Annotated in this window: 14 protein-coding genes, 1 tRNA gene and 1 pseudogene; all 16 read right to left on the minus strand. The window is 62.4% G+C overall.

Translation table 11 applies throughout. From position 1 onward, the window contains the following. Positions 1-3 precede the first annotated feature (3 nt). The 16 genes and pseudogenes from MMB49_RS08735 to MMB49_RS08805 all read right to left on the minus strand — a co-directional run bounded on the left by MMB49_RS08735 (position 4) and on the right by MMB49_RS08805 (position 16,760). Positions 4-1,761 (minus strand): ABC transporter ATP-binding protein, encoded by a 1,758-nt coding sequence (locus tag MMB49_RS08735; RefSeq protein WP_047271030.1) that lies wholly within the window; start codon positions 1,759-1,761, stop codon positions 4-6. 103 nt (positions 1,762-1,864) lie between these two features. Then, positions 1,865-2,326 carry a MarR family winged helix-turn-helix transcriptional regulator gene (locus MMB49_RS08740; protein ID WP_013390305.1) on the minus strand — a complete coding sequence of 154 codons (462 nt, stop codon included), beginning with the start codon at positions 2,324-2,326 and terminating at the stop codon, positions 1,865-1,867. An 841-nt stretch (positions 2,327-3,167) separates the two neighbouring features. Further along, positions 3,168-4,832, minus strand: a complete 1,665-nt coding sequence (locus MMB49_RS08745; RefSeq protein WP_047271032.1) for a SpaA isopeptide-forming pilin-related protein — start codon at positions 4,830-4,832, stop codon at positions 3,168-3,170. Positions 4,833-4,922: 90 nt separating this feature from the next. Further along, the gene (locus MMB49_RS08750) at positions 4,923-6,023 is read right to left on the minus strand and encodes a SpaA isopeptide-forming pilin-related protein (protein ID WP_229940993.1); all 1,101 of its coding nucleotides are present in this window, start codon (positions 6,021-6,023) and stop codon (positions 4,923-4,925) included. Positions 6,024-6,061: 38 nt separating this feature from the next. Beyond that, positions 6,062-7,249: a hypothetical protein gene (locus MMB49_RS08755; protein WP_229940992.1), complete on the minus strand. Its 1,188-nt coding sequence runs from the start codon at positions 7,247-7,249 to the stop codon at positions 6,062-6,064. Next, a pseudogene (locus MMB49_RS08760) lies at positions 7,249-8,230 on the minus strand (class C sortase). Before MMB49_RS08760 ends, MMB49_RS08755 begins: the two are co-directional and overlap by 1 nt. Positions 8,231-9,272: 1,042 nt before the next feature. Then, positions 9,273-9,345 (minus strand) — tRNA-Lys (locus MMB49_RS08765). Between the two features lie 316 nt (positions 9,346-9,661). Then, entirely contained in the window at positions 9,662-10,504 is an 843-nt protein-coding gene (locus MMB49_RS08770) for a Cof-type HAD-IIB family hydrolase (protein ID WP_003823564.1), read from the minus strand. 132 nt (positions 10,505-10,636) lie between these two features. Continuing rightward, positions 10,637-11,923, minus strand: a complete 1,287-nt coding sequence (locus MMB49_RS08775) for a putative ABC transporter permease (protein ID WP_003816121.1) — start codon at positions 11,921-11,923, stop codon at positions 10,637-10,639. Between the two features lie 3 nt (positions 11,924-11,926). Then, positions 11,927-12,421, minus strand: a complete 495-nt coding sequence (locus tag MMB49_RS08780) for a hypothetical protein (protein WP_022174007.1) — start codon at positions 12,419-12,421, stop codon at positions 11,927-11,929. 61 nt (positions 12,422-12,482) lie between these two features. Continuing rightward, the gene (locus MMB49_RS08785; RefSeq protein ID WP_047271037.1) at positions 12,483-12,764 is read right to left on the minus strand and encodes an HAD family hydrolase; all 282 of its coding nucleotides are present in this window, start codon (positions 12,762-12,764) and stop codon (positions 12,483-12,485) included. Further along, complete coding sequence (locus tag MMB49_RS09695; RefSeq protein ID WP_349826540.1) at positions 12,670-12,957, minus strand: HAD hydrolase family protein; 288 nt, start codon at positions 12,955-12,957, stop codon at positions 12,670-12,672. The genes MMB49_RS08785 and MMB49_RS09695 overlap by 95 nt, the downstream gene beginning before the upstream one ends. A gap of 72 nt (positions 12,958-13,029) precedes the next feature. After that, the gene (locus MMB49_RS08790; RefSeq protein ID WP_047271038.1) at positions 13,030-14,463 is read right to left on the minus strand and encodes a 6-phospho-beta-glucosidase; all 1,434 of its coding nucleotides are present in this window, start codon (positions 14,461-14,463) and stop codon (positions 13,030-13,032) included. A 61-nt stretch (positions 14,464-14,524) separates the two neighbouring features. After that, positions 14,525-14,854 carry a PTS lactose/cellobiose transporter subunit IIA gene (locus MMB49_RS08795; protein WP_013390312.1) on the minus strand — a complete coding sequence of 110 codons (330 nt, stop codon included), beginning with the start codon at positions 14,852-14,854 and terminating at the stop codon, positions 14,525-14,527. A gap of 135 nt (positions 14,855-14,989) precedes the next feature. After that, positions 14,990-15,289 (minus strand): PTS sugar transporter subunit IIB, encoded by a 300-nt coding sequence (locus MMB49_RS08800; protein ID WP_003816116.1) that lies wholly within the window; start codon positions 15,287-15,289, stop codon positions 14,990-14,992. Positions 15,290-15,419: 130 nt separating this feature from the next. Beyond that, positions 15,420-16,760, minus strand: a complete 1,341-nt coding sequence (locus MMB49_RS08805; protein WP_003816115.1) for a PTS sugar transporter subunit IIC — start codon at positions 16,758-16,760, stop codon at positions 15,420-15,422.

Raw genomic sequence — 16,760 nt, forward strand, 5'->3', positions numbered from 1 at the left:
TCGTCACGCCTCCTCTCCCATTGCCGGCTCCTTGGTCTGCGATTCGACGATTTCGCGGTACACCTCGCAGTCCGCCATCAGTTCGTCATGTTTGCCGATGCCTGCCACTTGTCCGTCCGACAGCACGACGATCTGGTCGGCGTGCTGGACGGTGCTCACGCGCTGCGCGATGATGAGCACCGCACGCCCGTTCGTCTCTGCGGCGAGCGCATGTCGCAACGCGGCGTCGGTCTTGAAATCGAGCGCCGAGAAACTGTCATCGAACACCACCAGCTGGGTGTCTCCGGTCAGTGCGCGCGCAATCGACAGACGCTGCTTCTGCCCACCGGAGAAGTTCGTACCACCTTGCGCGACGCGGGATTCCAGTCCTTGCGGCAGCGAATCGACGAACTCGCGGGCCTGCGCGACATCGATCGCATGATTCAGCCGCTCATCGGAGGCATCTCGGTCTCCGTACCGCAGATTGTCGGCAATCGTCCCCGAGAACAACCACGCCTGCTGCTGTACGTAGGACACGCGGCGCCGCAGATCGTGCTGCGTCATCTTGCGCACGTCCACGCCATCGAGGGTGACTTCTCCCCAATTGGCGTCATGGAACCGCAGTGCGAGCATGGCGATCGTCGATTTGCCCGAGCCCGTGCCACCGATGATCGCCGTGGTCTGGCCCGTCTTGCAGGAGAAGCTGACATGTCGCAACGTGTCCTCCTGCGCGTCCGCGAAACGGAATGTCACATCGCGGAACGCCAGCACCTCGCCGTCCGGGAGCGGACCGCGGCCGCTCATATCCACCGCCGCGCCCGGCTCCGGGTCGGCGATCTGCGGACTGTGGTCCAGCACCAGCCGCACACGCTCGCAGCATTCAAGCGCCCTCGGCAAGGTGATGATCACCATCTGCGCCATCATCAGATAGAACAGCGCCATGATCGCATACTCCACGATGGCGGTGATGTCGCCGATTTGGAAGTTTCCGGCGCTGATGCGTCCTCCCGCGAGGAAATACACGACGACGATGAATGCGTTCATGCCGAAGTACGACAGGCCGTCGAGGTTCGCGAATAGCCGGTTCGCCTTGATGGACGTATCGGCGTAGTCGACGAACGTGCCGTCCATGCGCCGCCGCTCATGGGATTCCTTGTTGAAGGCGCGGATCACGCGGACGCCGGTAAGGTTTTCGAGCAGCACGGCGCCGATGCGGTCAAGCAGTTTCTGCAGTTTGCGGAACAACGGCGCCGCGGATCGCATGATGAACAGCGCCACGACGCACACGAAGACTATCGCCACCAGCAGCCACAGAGACAGGGTCACGTCGAGCCGGAACGACAGGGTCAGCGCGATGATGAATATGATCGGCACCGGCATCAGCATGCACAGCACATTGGTCATGGCCATCTGGATGTTGACTACGTCGTTGATCGTTCGCGTGGTTATCGATGCCGTACCGAAATTGCGGAAATCATAGATCGACAGATCCATGGATTTGCGGTACAGAGCCATGCGCATGTCCTTGCCGACGCGAGAGGTCAACTGCGAGCAACACCATCCGCCCGCCACGGCGCACATGCCGGAAATCAGCGCGGCCACGCCCATGCCGACCGCCGTGATGGTCATCTTCTTGAATGATGCGGATGTCGCGCTTTCGTTCAGCAGCTCCGCTGCGAATGTGGGAATGACCAGCGCGCCGACGACGTCGATCAGCAGCAGCACCGTCGTCACCGCGCACAGCGCCCAGTATGGCTTCATGAAACGGGCAACCAGCCGCATGCTTCTTCCTTCCCCTCGCGAAATCGTCTACGCTCATATCTCAGTATTGTCCCGAAGTAGGACAATTGAGCCATACGGCGTGGCGAAGTCCGAGGCGGGAAAACTACACGGAAATGTCATGCATCTGTTTGCGGAACACCCGCCCGTAGACGCCCATGCCCTTGAGCAACGCGCTGCGCAGCTCGTCAGGAAGCTCGCTCATCGCCCGATACTCCGCGGCGCGACTCGGCGCGATCAAGCTGTTGCAATATCTGCGCCCGGCAGGCGTGAAACGGACCGTTTTGACCCGACGATCGCCTTCGGCGTCCCCAAGCTCCACGAACCCATGCGCCACAAACGATGCGATGACATTGTTGACCGTCTGCCGCGGCAACAGCGTGTACTCGCAGATCGCCCGCTGCGACGCCCCATCATGGTCCTTGAGGTAGTCCAGAATGCACATCACATTATCCGACACTCCGGCTCGGCGAGCGTAATCCGAATACGCCACGTCAATGCGATGCAGTTCATCGAAGAACAAATCGATATGACTCGCGATCGATGACGCTTCAATATCCCGAGCCATGTCTCTCTCGCCGCCATGCCCCACATCGGCATTCTCTGAATTGTCCGACATAAGGACAATCATACAGGTATTTCAGCGATTGCGCCAGAGGGAACGCCTCGCTGCCGCAACAGCGCCGACACACGATTAAATCCCTCCATTGAAGCCACGGCTCAGGAAGCCATTGCGTTTGTTCTGTCTCAATGTCCCGGGCGACACACGCGAGGTGGTTACGCCGATGACGCACACGAATGGAACAGCAGAGGATGCGACAAATGATCACGATGACCGCTACGCCGCGCCGACAGCACACGATCAGAGTGTCGGCTGAATGGGGTACGGCAGGGGAATGAGATCGCCGCTAGCGTCATAGAACTCACGTAGGTTTATGGCGCGCACGCCCATCGCCTCGGCCACATCGGGAATCTTAGGCTCTTTCTTCAACGGGTTGTTGGGGATGGGATGTACTGCTTGCTCATTGGTGACGACAATGATCCGGCCGGACCCACCGGGCGGCGCAGCGTTCGATGCGTTTCCTGCCGATGATCGGCACCGGCAGTCCGGCGTTGCGGAAGATCTCGGTCACTCCCCTGCCTTTCCCGTGTTCGCGGAGGAAGTATCTTTTGAACTCGTCGGAATAGATGATGCGCGTCGGAGTGACGTTGGACACGGCCCACAGGCCGCGCAGGTACGAGGTTCGTCAGGAGTGAACTCCCTTCTCATCGCCGTTCCTTTCCGTATGAGACGCCATATACGGCAAAGGCCGGCATCCCATGGCGGTTTCCATGGGATGCCGGCCTCTCGGACGGACGTCCCCTTGAGGGAGAAGGACCCGAAGGGCCGGGGGCATCCGTCAGACCGTTCAGGCGATGGCGCTCGCCTTGCGGGACTTGACGCCGACGGTCACGCCGGCGCCGATCAGGAGGGCCGCAACCACGGTGAACAGCACGGTGCCCGCGCCGCCGGTGAGCGGCAGCTGGGTGATGCTCTTCACGTTCTCCACGACCACTTCGGCGGTGCTGCCGTCGGAGACCAGTCCCCAACGATCGCTGCTGACGCCATCGGCGTCGATCGTGTAGGACGGTTTCGCGGTCTGGTCCGCGCCGGTGCCGGAGAGGTTGGCCGCGATCGTGAAGCTGAAGGACACGCCCACGTTGACGTAGCCGTTCGGGGCTGCGATCTCCTCGATGGTGTACTTGCCCTCGTCAAGGGCCGTGAAGGTCACCTTGCCGTTCGGGTCGGTGGTGAACACGCCGGAGAGGGTGCCGTCGGCGGTGGATTCCGGCTTGGTGTCGAGGGTGATCCACTTGCCGTTGCCGTCCTGGTCGCGGGTGTAGGCGAGGTACTTGCCGGCGGCATTCTTGATGGCGAACTTGGCGCCCTCGAGCGCAGCACCGGTGGTCTTGTCCTTCTTGACCAGGGTGTAGTCGAAGTTGAAGACCTTGACCGGGGTGCCCGGCACTTCCTGCTTGCTCTCGTTGTTGCTCGGATCGTTCGGATACTTGATCGTCGGGGTGTTCGCGGCGCCGGTGTTGCCGGTGCTGCCGGTCACGGTGGCCTTGTATTCGACGGTCACGTTCTTGCCGACCAGGTCGGCGTCGGTGAACTTGGAGTCATCGACGGGGGTGCCCTTGAAGCCCTTGGCCTTGATGTAGCCGCTCAGGTCGATGATGAAGGTCTTGGACGTGGCGTCGAAGCCGGCGACCGTGTAGTCGGTGCCGGCCCTCAGCTGCTTGTTATCGACCGTGACCTTCAGGGTGTCGGTCTTGTAGGACAGTGGCGCGTTGTGCGCGAACTTATCGGACACGGTGAACTGGTAACCGTTGACCTTGTAGCCCACGTAGTTCGGAACCTTGGTCGTGATCGTGTAGGAGGCATCCTGCCCGGCTGCGACGGTCTGGTCGGTCACGGTCTTGCTGACCGACGCGGTCTGGTTCTTCATGTCGATGGAACCGGAGGAGTACACCGTGTTGTTGATGGTCAGCTTGGTGCCGGCGAGGATCGGCAGGGCCTTGCTGCTCTTGCCGGTCACGACCTGGTCGACGATCAGCCACAGGCCCGGGCTGTCCAGCGTGAACGTGGCCTGCTTGTTTTCGTTGGACAGGGTCGACGTGACCGTGGTCGTGGCCTTGGACGCGAGCTTGTCGGCGAGGCCGCGGGTGGTGCCGTCGCCCAGCCACGGGCTCGTGGTGGACTTGTCGAGCTTGGCCTGGTCCTGCTGCTGCGCCCAGGCGAGTGGATCGCCGGTGCCCGTATACTTCAGGTATTTGGCGATATCCGTCTTGAGGCCGTCCTCGGTCTTGAGGGTGACGCTCTGGTTCGGGGCGGTGCCGTACACGTCGTAGGACGCGACCTTCACGACCTTGAATGTGTGTCCAGTCAATTGGTCCGCGCTCGTGGCGTTCAACGTGATGGTCTTCTCACCGTCCGTGACGACCTGCGCGTTCGCGCTGGACGCCGCGACGGCCCCCAGTCCCGCGACGGTGGCGATGGCGGCCGCCATCGCCGTGATCTTAGTGAGTTTCATGGGGAACTCTCCTTCTTTCATGAAAGACCGTTCGGCCGGACGGCCGGACGGGCCGCGCGCCGGCGTGCATGCGGCGCGCGAAATCTGTCGCTACGCCCTGGAGCGTTTCGCTCCGAGGACGGCCAGCACGAGCGCTGCGGCGATGACGGACAGGCCGAGCATCGTGTTGTTCCGGGCCTCGGACGCACCCGTCAACGGCAGCGCGCTCTGTGCGACCCGCGTGATCGTGAACGCCGCCTTCGCGATGCCGGTGACGTCGGCCGTGTTTCCCTCGTCGTCCTTGGTCTTTGCGATGGAGGCATGGACGGTGAGGGCGCCGCTGGATGCGGTGCCGCCGGTGGCCGTGATGGTGATCCGGTATCCGGCCTTCGAGCAGGCAAGGTCGCCCGGGCAGTCCGTCCGGTCCTCGGCCGCGTAAAACGTATACGTGCCGGCCTTGGCCACGGTCGCCGTGGCCAAGGTGAAGTCCTTGGCCACGCCGTCCCGCAAACCGCCGACGGACCGTGTTTTGGATACCTTGATGGTCTTGTCCCTAACGGCCTGTCTGGTGGCCTGGTCGGATGGGATGAACGTGAACCTGAACGCCTCGCCGTTCTTCGAATCGCGGCCGGTCAGGGTTTTGGAGCCGTTCACGGTGACCGTGGCGGGTGTCGGGCTGTTGACGAATCCACTGGCGAACGTCCAGTCGGGATGCGTGTTGTCGAGCGTGAACGGGTGGCTACTGTCATCCTTGTGGAACCCGGACGGGGCTTGGGATTCGGTGAGCGTGTATGCGCCCATGTCGAGGCCTGTCACCCTGAACGATCCGTCGGTCCGATCCTCGTCGCCTTCGCCGTTGTCCGTGATGGTCCTGGACTGGCCGTCCGGGCCGGTCAGGGTCCAGGAGGATCCGGCCAGCGGATTGTTTTCGGTGTCGGTCTTGCGCCATGAGACGGTTCCCTTGCGGGTCTTGACGTCGACCAGCCGGGTGTCGAACGTGGCGCGGCCGCATTGGTCTTTGACCGTGACCTTCACATGGCATGGGCCTTCGTTCGGGAACGTGATGGAAGTGGCCGATCCGGTCGGGTCGGAGAACGACGCGTTGCAGTCGGATTGCCACTGGTACGTGTATGGCGGCGTGCCTTTGGTGACGGTCACGGAAGCCTGCACGGTCGATCCGGCCGTGGCGTCGGACGGGATCGTGGCCTTCACGTCGAGGCTTTTCTCCACTCCGGACAGGATGAGGAAGTTCAGGAACGCTCGTATGGCGTTGCGGTCGGCGTCGGTGTTTTTTTGAATTCGTGTCCGGCCTCGTACATGACCATGCCGTTGCCGTAGTCGCCGTATCCGGGACCCACGGCCATGAACACGGCCGGACCGGGAGACATACCGGCGAGGACTTGCCACTGGTTCGGGTCGGTCTCCAGCACCCTGGTGGTGGCGCGCCACGCGCTGCCGGGGGCGGGCATGTAGATCTCTTCCGCTCCGTTGGCGTGCGCGGCGAACGTGTTCCCGACGAACTGCATGATCGGGTCCGACGCGGCGCCCGCCACCTGGTAGGCGCCGCTTACACCCGACGCTCCTTTATGCTTGTCTCCGATGAGCAGGCCGTTGGTGGACAGGAAGAACATGGAACCGTCATCCACGCCCTTGCCCTTGGTATTGCTTTCGAGATAGGAGACGGCGTGGCATCCGGCCCAGATGTAGCCGCCGCCCTTGTTGAAGGAGGCGAGTGGGCTATGCGTCGCTGTGGTCGGTTCGGCGTGCGGCATGACGTAGATGTCGTCGCAGGAAGAGTCCAGGTCCGCCGGAGTCGCTTTTTCTTTGTAGACGCGGTCATCGCTGGCATTCTCGTTCCGCAGGATGCCGGACTTGACTAGGTACTTCTTGGCTATATCGCCGTTTTGCTTGTCGAGCACGACGCGGGGGACCGAGGAGATCTTCCGGCTGTCGGCAACCGTGACGGCGGTGTCGGTGGGCCCATCGATGCGCACGCCGTAGCCGCGCCACTTGAACAGCATCGACCTGACGTTGTAATCGACGTCGTCGCCGGATATGACGAACGGGCCGGAGATGTAGTTCCTGCCGTTGTAGGTGAGGTCCACGCCGGTCTGGCTGGTCTTGCTCCCGTTGATGACCCAGTACACCGGGACCTTGGCGTTGAGGACGAGATCGTAGATGAGGCCGTATGGTTTGAGCTGGGCGTCGTCAGAAAAGGTGTCGCCCATGTCGACGATGTACGAGCCGGCAGGGAACGTGATCTCGCCCGTCTTGCCGGCGGACTTCACCGCTGTCTCCGCCGAGGACGTGCCGGCCGGCATGTCCTCACCGCTCGCGGTGCCGGCCACCGACAACGCGAGCACCATGGCGAGGGCGACCATCACGGCCAGGAGGAACCTATCCCCCCCGGTGGTTTTTCCGTTTTCCGCCATTCTCATCAGTGCTTCCTTCCAAGGACGGAATCGGATTTCACGCCCGAACTATGATGCCGCGGATCAGAATCTCTTGTGAACAACAGCGGTATGCACAACGCCGCGAGCACGTAGGCCGCCACCACGGACAGAGGGACCGGACGCGGGTCGATGACCTGTGACTCGTCCGGGATCTCGTCCGGGATCGCGGCGCGCAGTCCGGACACGAGCAGACGGTGCGTGTTCACCCCGTACGGCGTGCATGTCATCAGGGTGACACGGTCCTCGTCCTCGACGATTTTGAGTTTCGACACGTCGGACGGCTCGATCACGCTGACGCGGTCGACCTTGTAGCCCAGGGTCTCGCCCATCACCTTGATGTAGAAGGAATCGCCCTTCTTGAGCTCGTCGAGCCTGGTGAACATCAATGCCTTGATCAGACCCCTGTGCCCGGTGATGACCGCGTGCGTGCCCTTGCCTCCCGACGGGCAGGCTGCTGCCGTACAGGTGGCCTGCCCCGAGCTCGAGCGTGGATTCGGACGTGCCGTGGTAGATGGGCAGGTCGACCCCGATCCTCGGGATGTCGACCGACCCCATGACGCCCTCGCCAGCGTCAAGCATGGAGAGGTATCTCTTGTCGGAGACGGAACCCCTCGTCTGCGTGAACGGGTCGTTGGCCTCGCCGAGGACGTACTGTCCGTGCGAGGCGAGGTTGCGGTTGTACGCGCGCGCCTCCTTCAATTCGTTCTCCGCCCGCTGATACGGCCGGTCCGCGACCGTCTCCTCCAGACGACCGGACGTGGCGGACTGTTCCCCGGCGGACCACGACTGCAGCATGACCGGCACGGACACCACCACCAACCCCGATACGACGAGCGCGACGGACACGACGGACAGCAGCCTTCCCCTGAACGACGCCCGGCGGCGTGCGTCGTAGGCCTTCCGGACGTCCTCCAGGCCCAGGACGGCTCCCCAACCGCGGACGATGGTCTTCGACGATGCCGGCATGCGCACCTCCCTCCGGACGGATCGGCTTGGTTCCCTCACTGCGGAAGGCAGAATAACGCGGAACGGCGACGAGGGACGTCTTCCATCCGACGCGCCATCCCCCCCCCGCCGTACGAAGCCGGGATTCCTTTGCCGCGGACGGCAGCCACGACATCACCCCCTCCCCTTTGCCCCTTCTTTCCGACACGCCGCATTTCTGAAGGATGCCACCCCCCCCATATCGTCTCGGCGGTCCGTCAGGAACGACGGGCGGACGGCCGTTCCCATGAATCGTCGGGCTCGCTCCCACGCGCGGGGCCGGTTCCATGACCGGTACGGCCCCGGCCTGTCTTCCGTTGTGTTCTGATGCTCCTAATACATTGTCGAGCGTTTGAGCATGTTGTTTCGGGTCGGCGATGGAGTGCATCCATCGGAGCCCGTTCGTCATGAAGGACATCAGCGAGCGGTTTCCCGTCGCCGCCGACCATCACTTGAAAAACACTGGCCGGCACCCAGAAGACACGGAAATGGCGATCCCCTACGTTCGGAGCCATGAAATCCTTGAAGTAACAATCGTATCTCGAAGATTCCGGCTCGCTTCGACTCCCTGATTGTTAATCGTCCGATATCTAATCAGCTCGTCTTCACGAGCTTCAGGAACCACGGAACGCACCAACGCACCAAACGGCATCTGCAACGCAGAACCAATCGTGGATAGCTTGGTAAAAGACAAGTCCAACGGAGCATCCGCATTTAGCCATTGAGGAAGCTCGGCAAGACCATCTCTATGTGCTACAGCCACCGGAGCGTGGCTGGATGTACGGTAATGGACGCCATCGTCACACTCCCCTCTGATATCGCAGATGAAAAGATCCGCCACATGTAAGAGCAGCAGTCACGGCTTCAGGCGGGTATTGGTAATTTTCATGATATCCGAATGTTGGATTTCAACACGAGCAACGAATCGACGGAAGGAAGCACCTCCCATCAGGCCCCTACCAGGGCCGAAAGTCAATGGCAAGCAAAAAGTCCCCGGAAACGCCGATTTCCAAGGACTTAACCGTGCCCCCTGTGGGATTCGAACCCACAACCCACGACTTAAAAGGACGCTGCTCTAACCGTTGAGCTAAAGGGGCAACATTACCAAGATACACGCGAACACCGGACAATGTCCAGTACGGCGTTGCGCGCAGGCGGCATCTTGCGCGCGCTGACTGACGACCACCCCCAGTCGCTACGCGACAGCCCCCGCCAGCGGGGGGGGGGGCAAAAGATGGCACAGTCCCTACGCGGCAGCCCTCCGGGCCCTGCAACTACGGATGTGCTGCGCACGACCATTCTGCTGCTCGCCTGTCAGCTCGACTTCGCCTACAAACAGCTCCGCTGTTTGCTTAACGGCTCAGCCCGCCAGCGGGGGGAGGCAAGACAGCAGTCGCCCCGCGACGCACTGAATCAGATCAGGCCTAGGGTGACGAAGGCGTTGGCGATACCGTCGTCGTGGATGTCGGTGGTGGTCATGTCGCAGAAACACTCGATGCCGTGAGTGGCGTTGCCCATCGCCACGGACGTGCCCGCGGCCTTGAGCATCGCGGTGTCGTTGTCGCTGTCGCCAATCGCGATTGTGTCGGCGATGCTGTAGCCGAGGTCCTTCGCCACATCGCACAGGGCCGTGCCCTTGTCGACGCCATTGATGAGCAACTCGCCGTTGTTGGGCGAAATATCATCGTACGAGCCGTGAACCAGCGTGAACCACTCCCCCAAATCACGCGATACGTCATCAAAACTCACATCGGGATCCGCTCCGGAGAAATACGATCCCTTGCTCGCATGGATGACATGCCCCAGCGTGGAACCGTCCGGCACCGCGATGTCGTCGATCAGATGCCAGTACCGCGCGAACTGACCGTTCTTCCACACGGCCGACCCCTTGGATTCAAGATGCCGCGCATACCCGCACGAGATGTACATGCCGTCCGCGCCCTGCCACTGGTAGTTCTCGATGCCGTGCCGTTCGAAATACGCGGTTGCGGCGTCGATCGCTTCGGGCGCGATGTCATGCCGGAACAGCACCCGCCCGTTGACGTCCGCCTGCGCTCCGGCCACCGAGATCACGCCGTCGAATCCGAGATCGAGAATGCCGCGTTCGATCTTCGGCATCGAGCGTCCGGTGCAGATGAACAGCTTGTGGCCGCGCGACCGGGCCGCCTTGCATGCCTCCTGCGCGGAGATCGGCACTTCATGCCGTTCGTCGGCCAATGTGCCATCGATATCGAGAAACACCAGTTTGCTGGACATTGCCACCCTTCCCGCGCCTTCTCCAGGCGCTTCCGGTGCACCAGTGTAGGACTTCGGGCGGTCTTGCACTCCGTCCGCCCCGGCCCGGCACGGCCCGGCTCGGCACAGCCCCGCCCGCGCACGGCCCACGACCTACATGCGCCCTGCCCTGGACGGGTCGATGGACATGGTCTGGAACCGGTTCGCCATGAAATCGTTGCCGAAATGGTCGGCGAAGAACTGCGTGATCGGCGAATCCAGCGCATGCCCCGCCATGCGCCCGTACCAGCAGTCGAACGCCATCAATGTCATCATGCCGTCGATGAACAGCAGCACGAACACCACGGCGGTCAGCGAATACCGTACCTTCCACGGAATCAGGTTGATGAACTTCAGCAGGTACGGCAGCACGAACTTGATCCAGGCAAGCCCCATAATCCCCCAGAACACCATGTACTTGCCGGAGGTGCGCCCGCCTATCGACAGCCATTCGCCCGTGTAATCCCAGGCCTTGATACCGAACGCGACCTCCATGAACCAGCTGGAGCAGTACTCGAACACGCCGCCGATCAGAGCGCTGGAGAAGAAGATCAGCACCCAGTTCGAACGCCACAGCCGGTTGAGCAGAATCGTCATGAATCCGGCGCCGAACCCGTAGATCGGCGAGAACGGCCCCCACAGCATGCCAGCGCGATCCTGATATTCGCCGTAGTAATACCAGTGATATATCGTCTCGACCACCAGCCCGATCATGCAGCCGATGACGAAAATCCAGAACAGGTTGAAGAAATCCAGCGAGATATAGCCCTTGCCGCTCATGTCGCGGCCGACCATGCCCTTGGCGAGCGCCGCCTCGTATTCGTCGCGCTCATCCATGCGCTTGAGCGCGCGCTGCAGCCGCCGTTCCTCCAGCAGAGTCGGGTCAAGGGTTATGGCGAGCGCGACCAGTATGGTCATCTGGATGGACGGCACGAGCAGATTCGCGCCCAACCCGTCCAATGCGAGCGACAGCAGTCCCTCGGCGAACGTCACCATCATGACGATATACGACCACCAGGCGGAATACCGCCGTCGGTTGCGGATCAGCAGCACGCCCAGCACGGTCAGGCATGCCGCGTTGGCGCTGGAGACCACCGTCTGGGCGCATGTGAGGATGAATGTCAGGTTCAGCACGTCGACGGTCACACGGCCGTCGAGAATCTCATGCACCGAATATCCCGCCATCAGCACGATGACGGGGAGAGTGATGACGCCCTGCAGCAGCACGAGCACGCCGTAGATGCGGGCGATCAGCGGCAGCCGCCTGTCCGCGGCATCCTTGCCGGAGTGGCTTTTCGCTTCTTGTTCGACGTCGGCGAGTACCGCCTGGTTGGCGAGTGCGTCGACGTCCGCGGCGAGCTCCTGCCCGTCGCGACGCTGACTGGTCGTGTCAGAGGCCATGCGTCAGCGCTTCGACGAGCGTTTGCCGGCGTTCGCGGCGTTGACGGCACGCAGCAGCTGCCAATCGCGTGTCATGTACATGCCGAAGGCCACGCCGAACGCGATCAGCCCCACCATGTCAGCGGTGAACAGCGAGAAGACCATCACGAAGATCATCCAGCCGACCGTCCATTTGAACCGCGGACCGGGCTGCATGTGCTTCACGGCCATATATATGGTCACCGCGGCGACTCCCGCCGTCACGATGGCGTACAGGATGATGAGCGCCGTGTTGCTGCTGTTGCGGCTCAGCGCGGTCACGGCCTGAGCCGACGTCCGGGCGGCCTCGGACGTACTGGAAATCACGCCGAAGTACGACAGCGCGAAGAAGATGGCCATGCCGACCGAATACACGGCACCGGCGCACATGATCACACGTTCCGGCGTTCGTTTGGAGAATGGCGAGCGCGCATTGGCTTTTTCACGCTCGCGCAGATAGTTGTTCTGCTTGGATGTCATAACGGCGATACCTCCGACGTCGGTGTACGAATCATGTTCCATCGTAATACAGTCAGATGGATTACGCTCCTTGCCGGAAAGCCGTGCCGTGCGCGGGCTGGGGCCGCTCCACCACGCCCAGCCGCTCGAAGGCGTGCGCGAGGCCGCTCGCGTCCACCGCATCGGCGACCCAATCGGCGGCGTCTTTGGCGCACTGCTCCCCGTTGCCCATCGCGATGCCGATGCCGGCCACCTCGATCATGGTCAGATCATTGTCGCTGTCGCCGATCGCCACCGTGTCGGCGAGCGGCACGACCATGGTGGCCGCAGCGAAACGCAGTCCCCCGCCCTTGCTGCCAGGCACCAGGTCGCAGAGCGTAACGCCATCCCGCCGCGCCTGCTCGCGCGCGGCCGGTGCAGATCAGCACCAGATGGCCGTTGCCCTGCGCGGCGCGAATCGCGCGGATGGCCGATTGCGGGATGCGCTGGTCTTTGCCGACCAGTGTGCCGTCGATGTCAAGGAACAGCATGCGTGTCATGGTGACGCTCCTTCGCATTGGACGATGATGGCGGCCTGCGATGATATGCGAAAATCCCGTCGGCGTGCAGGGCACCGGCGGGATTCGGGTTTACAGCTCCTCGCCGTTGGTGGCGATGACGTGCTGGTACCAGCCGAAGGACTTCTTGCGGCTGCGCTTGTACGAGCCGTGGCCTTCATCGTCGCCGTCCACGTAGATCAGGCCGTAGCGCTTCTTCATCTCGCCGGTGGTGAAGCTCACCACGTCGATGCAGCCCCAGACCGTGTAGCCCATGACGGGCACGCCGTCCAGGTCGATGGCCTTCTTGACCTCGGCGATGTGGCTCTTGAGGTATTCGATGCGCGAGTCGTCGGCGATGTAGCCGTTCTCGTCGGGCGTCTCGTACATGCCCACGCCGTTCTCGACGATGAACAGCGGCTTGTTCCAGCGCTCGTACATCTCGCACAGCGAGTAGCGCAGGCCGACCGGATCGATCTGCCAGCCCCAGTCGGTGGCCTTGATGTACGGGTTGGGCACCAGCCCGTCGAGGCCGTGCTCCATCGCGTCGAGCGTGGAGCCCTGCGAGCTGACGGCTACGGACATGTAGTAGCTCAGGGAGATGTAGTCGACGATGCCGTCCTTGATAGCGTCGAGGTCGCCCGGCTCCATTGCGATGTCGATGCCGTCACGCTCCCACCACTTGAGCAGGTAGCGCGGATACTCGCCGTGCACGTACACGTCGCCGAACAGGTAGCGCTTGCGCATCTGCTCCTGGGCGAGCATGACGTCGTCCGGGCGGCAGGTCTCCGGATAGATCGGCACGAAGGAGAGCATGCAGCCGATCTGGAAGTCCGGGTTGATCTCGCGTCCGCGCTTGACCGCGATGGCCGCGGCGACGAACTCGTTGTGAATCGCCTGCCAGACCTTCTGCTCCACCTCGTGCGAGGTGTCGTCCGGGTTGGGGATGATGCCGGAGTTCGTGTACGGGAAGATCGGCGTGTGCATGTTCATCTGGTTGTCGACCTCGTTGAAGGTCAGCCAGTAGGTCACCAGGTCCTTGTAGCGCTCCATCACCGTGGTGGCGAAGCGCACGAAGCAGTCGACGACCTTGCGGTTGGTGAAGCCGCCCATCTTGGCCAGGTGCAGGGGCATTTCGAAGTGGGAGAGGGTGACGACCGGCTCCATGCCCTTGGCGCGGTAGTCGGAGAACAGCTCTTCGTAGAACTTGAGTCCGGTCTCGTTCGGCTCCTCTTCGTCGCCGTTCGGAAAAATGCGGGACCAGGAGATGGATGTGCGGAAGCACTTGAAGCCCATTTCCCGGAACAGCGCATCGTCCTCGCGGAAGGTGTGATAATAGTCGATGCCGCGGTGGTTCGGGTAGTTGAGCCCGTCGATCACGCCGTCGGTGATCTTGCGGGCCACGCCGGCCGCCCCGCCGGTGAGTACGTCGCAGATGCTCGGGCCGCGGCCGTCCACGTCCCATGCGCCTTCAAGCTGATGTGCGGCGACCGCGCCGCCCCAGAGGAAATTCTCGGGAAATCCCATGATGCTTGTTCCTTTACTTGTGTTTGCCGTACGTGATATGCGCGTCGTGCGCCGAAGGCCCTCAGCCGTTGAGCTTTCGATACAGGTCGATGAGCTCGGTGACCATGAGCTTCACAGTCTCGGTCGACATCATCTGGTCTTCGACGTGGGTGAGCAGCAGCGACATCGTGACCGGATCGCCGGCCGCCTCCTGCTGCACCAGCTTCGCGTGCTGTTCGTGGCCGGCCGCGTACTGCTCGTCGCCGGACTTCATCTTCGCGGCGGCGGTCTCATAGTCGCCGGCCTTGACGGCCTGCAGCGCTTCCATGTAATCGGATTTCGCGGAGCCGGCAGCGACGATCATCTGCATGCACAGCACTTCCATGTCAAGGGTTTCGGGTGCGTCCGCCATTGGACTGTCCTTTCGTCGGTGTTCGCCGCGCCGGTCACCGGCTCGCGGCGGACGGTCATTCGTGGGGTTGGGTGGTGGGGAATGAGGGAGGGAATGCCCGGCACCGTCGTATCGGGCGACGCCGGGAGAGGGAGATCACTTACCGGCGAGCTCGATCGCGTGGTTGAGCACGTTCTCGCCGCGCACCAGGCCGTAGTCCTGCGGGTTGATGGACTCGACCGGGATGTTCGGGAACAGGCCCTTGACACGGTTCAGTTCGAAGCGCACCTGCGGTCCGAGCAGGATGACGGCCGCGTCGGGAGCCTTCTCCTCGATCTCGGAGATCGGGTAGGCGTCAATCTGCACGTCGACACCGTTCTTGGCGGCGGCTTCGCGCATCTTCTTGACGAGCATGGAGGTGGACATTCCCTGGTTGCAGCAAAGGACGATATGCATGATGGTTTCCTTTCGTGGGGTGCGGCCTTGCGGCCGCGCTGTTGACTTGTTGGCTTGTTGAGGGGGTTGGGTTGAAGTTGTGTCGTGCGGACCGGCCGCCGGCCGCAGTGGCCGGCCGGCGGCCTGACGGTTACTCGGCCGCGGCGTCCTGCTCCTGCTTGAGGCAGATCTTGTCCTGCATCTTGACGAACGGGAACCAGATGGCGATGGAGGCCGCGAAGATCAGCACCTGGATCACCACGCCCTGCCATCCGCCGAGCAGGAAGCCGGAGATGATCGGCGGCGTGGTCCACGGCACCTGCATGGCGCCGAAGGCGGGCAGGAAGCCGATGACCATGGCACCGTAGGTGAGGATCACGGCGACCAGCGGGGCGCAAATGAACGGGATGAGCATGATCGGGTTGTAGACGATCGGCAGGCCGAAGATCATGGGCTCGTTCACGTTGAAGATGCCGGGGGCGAGCGACAGCTTGGACAGCTCGCGCACCTGGGCGGACTTGGCGACCAGCAGCGCCGCGACGATGAAGCCGAGGGTCAGGCCGACGCCGCCGAACTTGCAGAAGCAGTCGATGAGCTGCGGCACCAGATAGTGGCCGCCGTTGGCCTGCGTGGCCTTGATGCCCTGGTCCATGAGGTTCTGGTTGACCAGCGAGTTGGCGGTGAGCACCGGGTAGATGATGCCGGAGACGATGTTCGGACCGTGCAGACCGCACCAGAACAGCAGCGACATGAGCAGCACGATGATGATGGCACCGGCCCAGTTGTCGGTCAGACCCTGCATCGGGGTCTGGATGATCTTGAAGATGAGCTCGGTCAGCGAAACGCCGCCGAAGACCTGGCACACCTGGTAGATGATCGCGGAGTAGCACATGATGAAGAAGCCGGGGATCATCGCGGAGAAGGCGTTCGATACGCCTTCGGGCACGGCGTCGGGCATCTTGATGCGCAGGTTCTTCTTGATGCAGGTGGTGTAGACCCACGAGCCGATCAGGCCCATGATGATGGCGGAGATGATGCCGTTGCCGCCCATCCACGTGTTCGGCAGGACGTTGGAGATGGTGGCGGTGTCGCCGCCCAGCGCCTTGATGGTGTCGCTGGTGACCGTCAGCGTGGAGGGCGAGACGATGAGGAACGAGACCAGCGTCAGGATGCCGCAGGAGATGCCGTCCATCTTCTCGTTGCGGGCGTAGGAGTAGCCGATGCCGACGGCGATGACCATCGCGAGCACGTTGAACGTGGAGTTGTTGATCTGGTTGAGACCCAGATTCCAATCGCTGCCGAAGATCCGGGCCATGAAATCGGTGTAGCCGGTGATCGGCAGGTTTGCGATCAGCAGGAAGATCGAGCCGACGAGCGTGATCGGCATGGACAGCACGAAGCCGTCCTTGAGCGCGGTGATGGCTTTGGTGCTCGCGAATTTCACGAACACGTCAAGCGTCTTCTGCGCGACGTTGGTGAACCTTTCCTTCAT

This window comes from Bifidobacterium sp. SKU, assembly GCF_026016405.1.
GTDB classification, from domain to species: domain Bacteria; phylum Actinomycetota; class Actinomycetes; order Actinomycetales; family Bifidobacteriaceae; genus Bifidobacterium; species Bifidobacterium bifidum.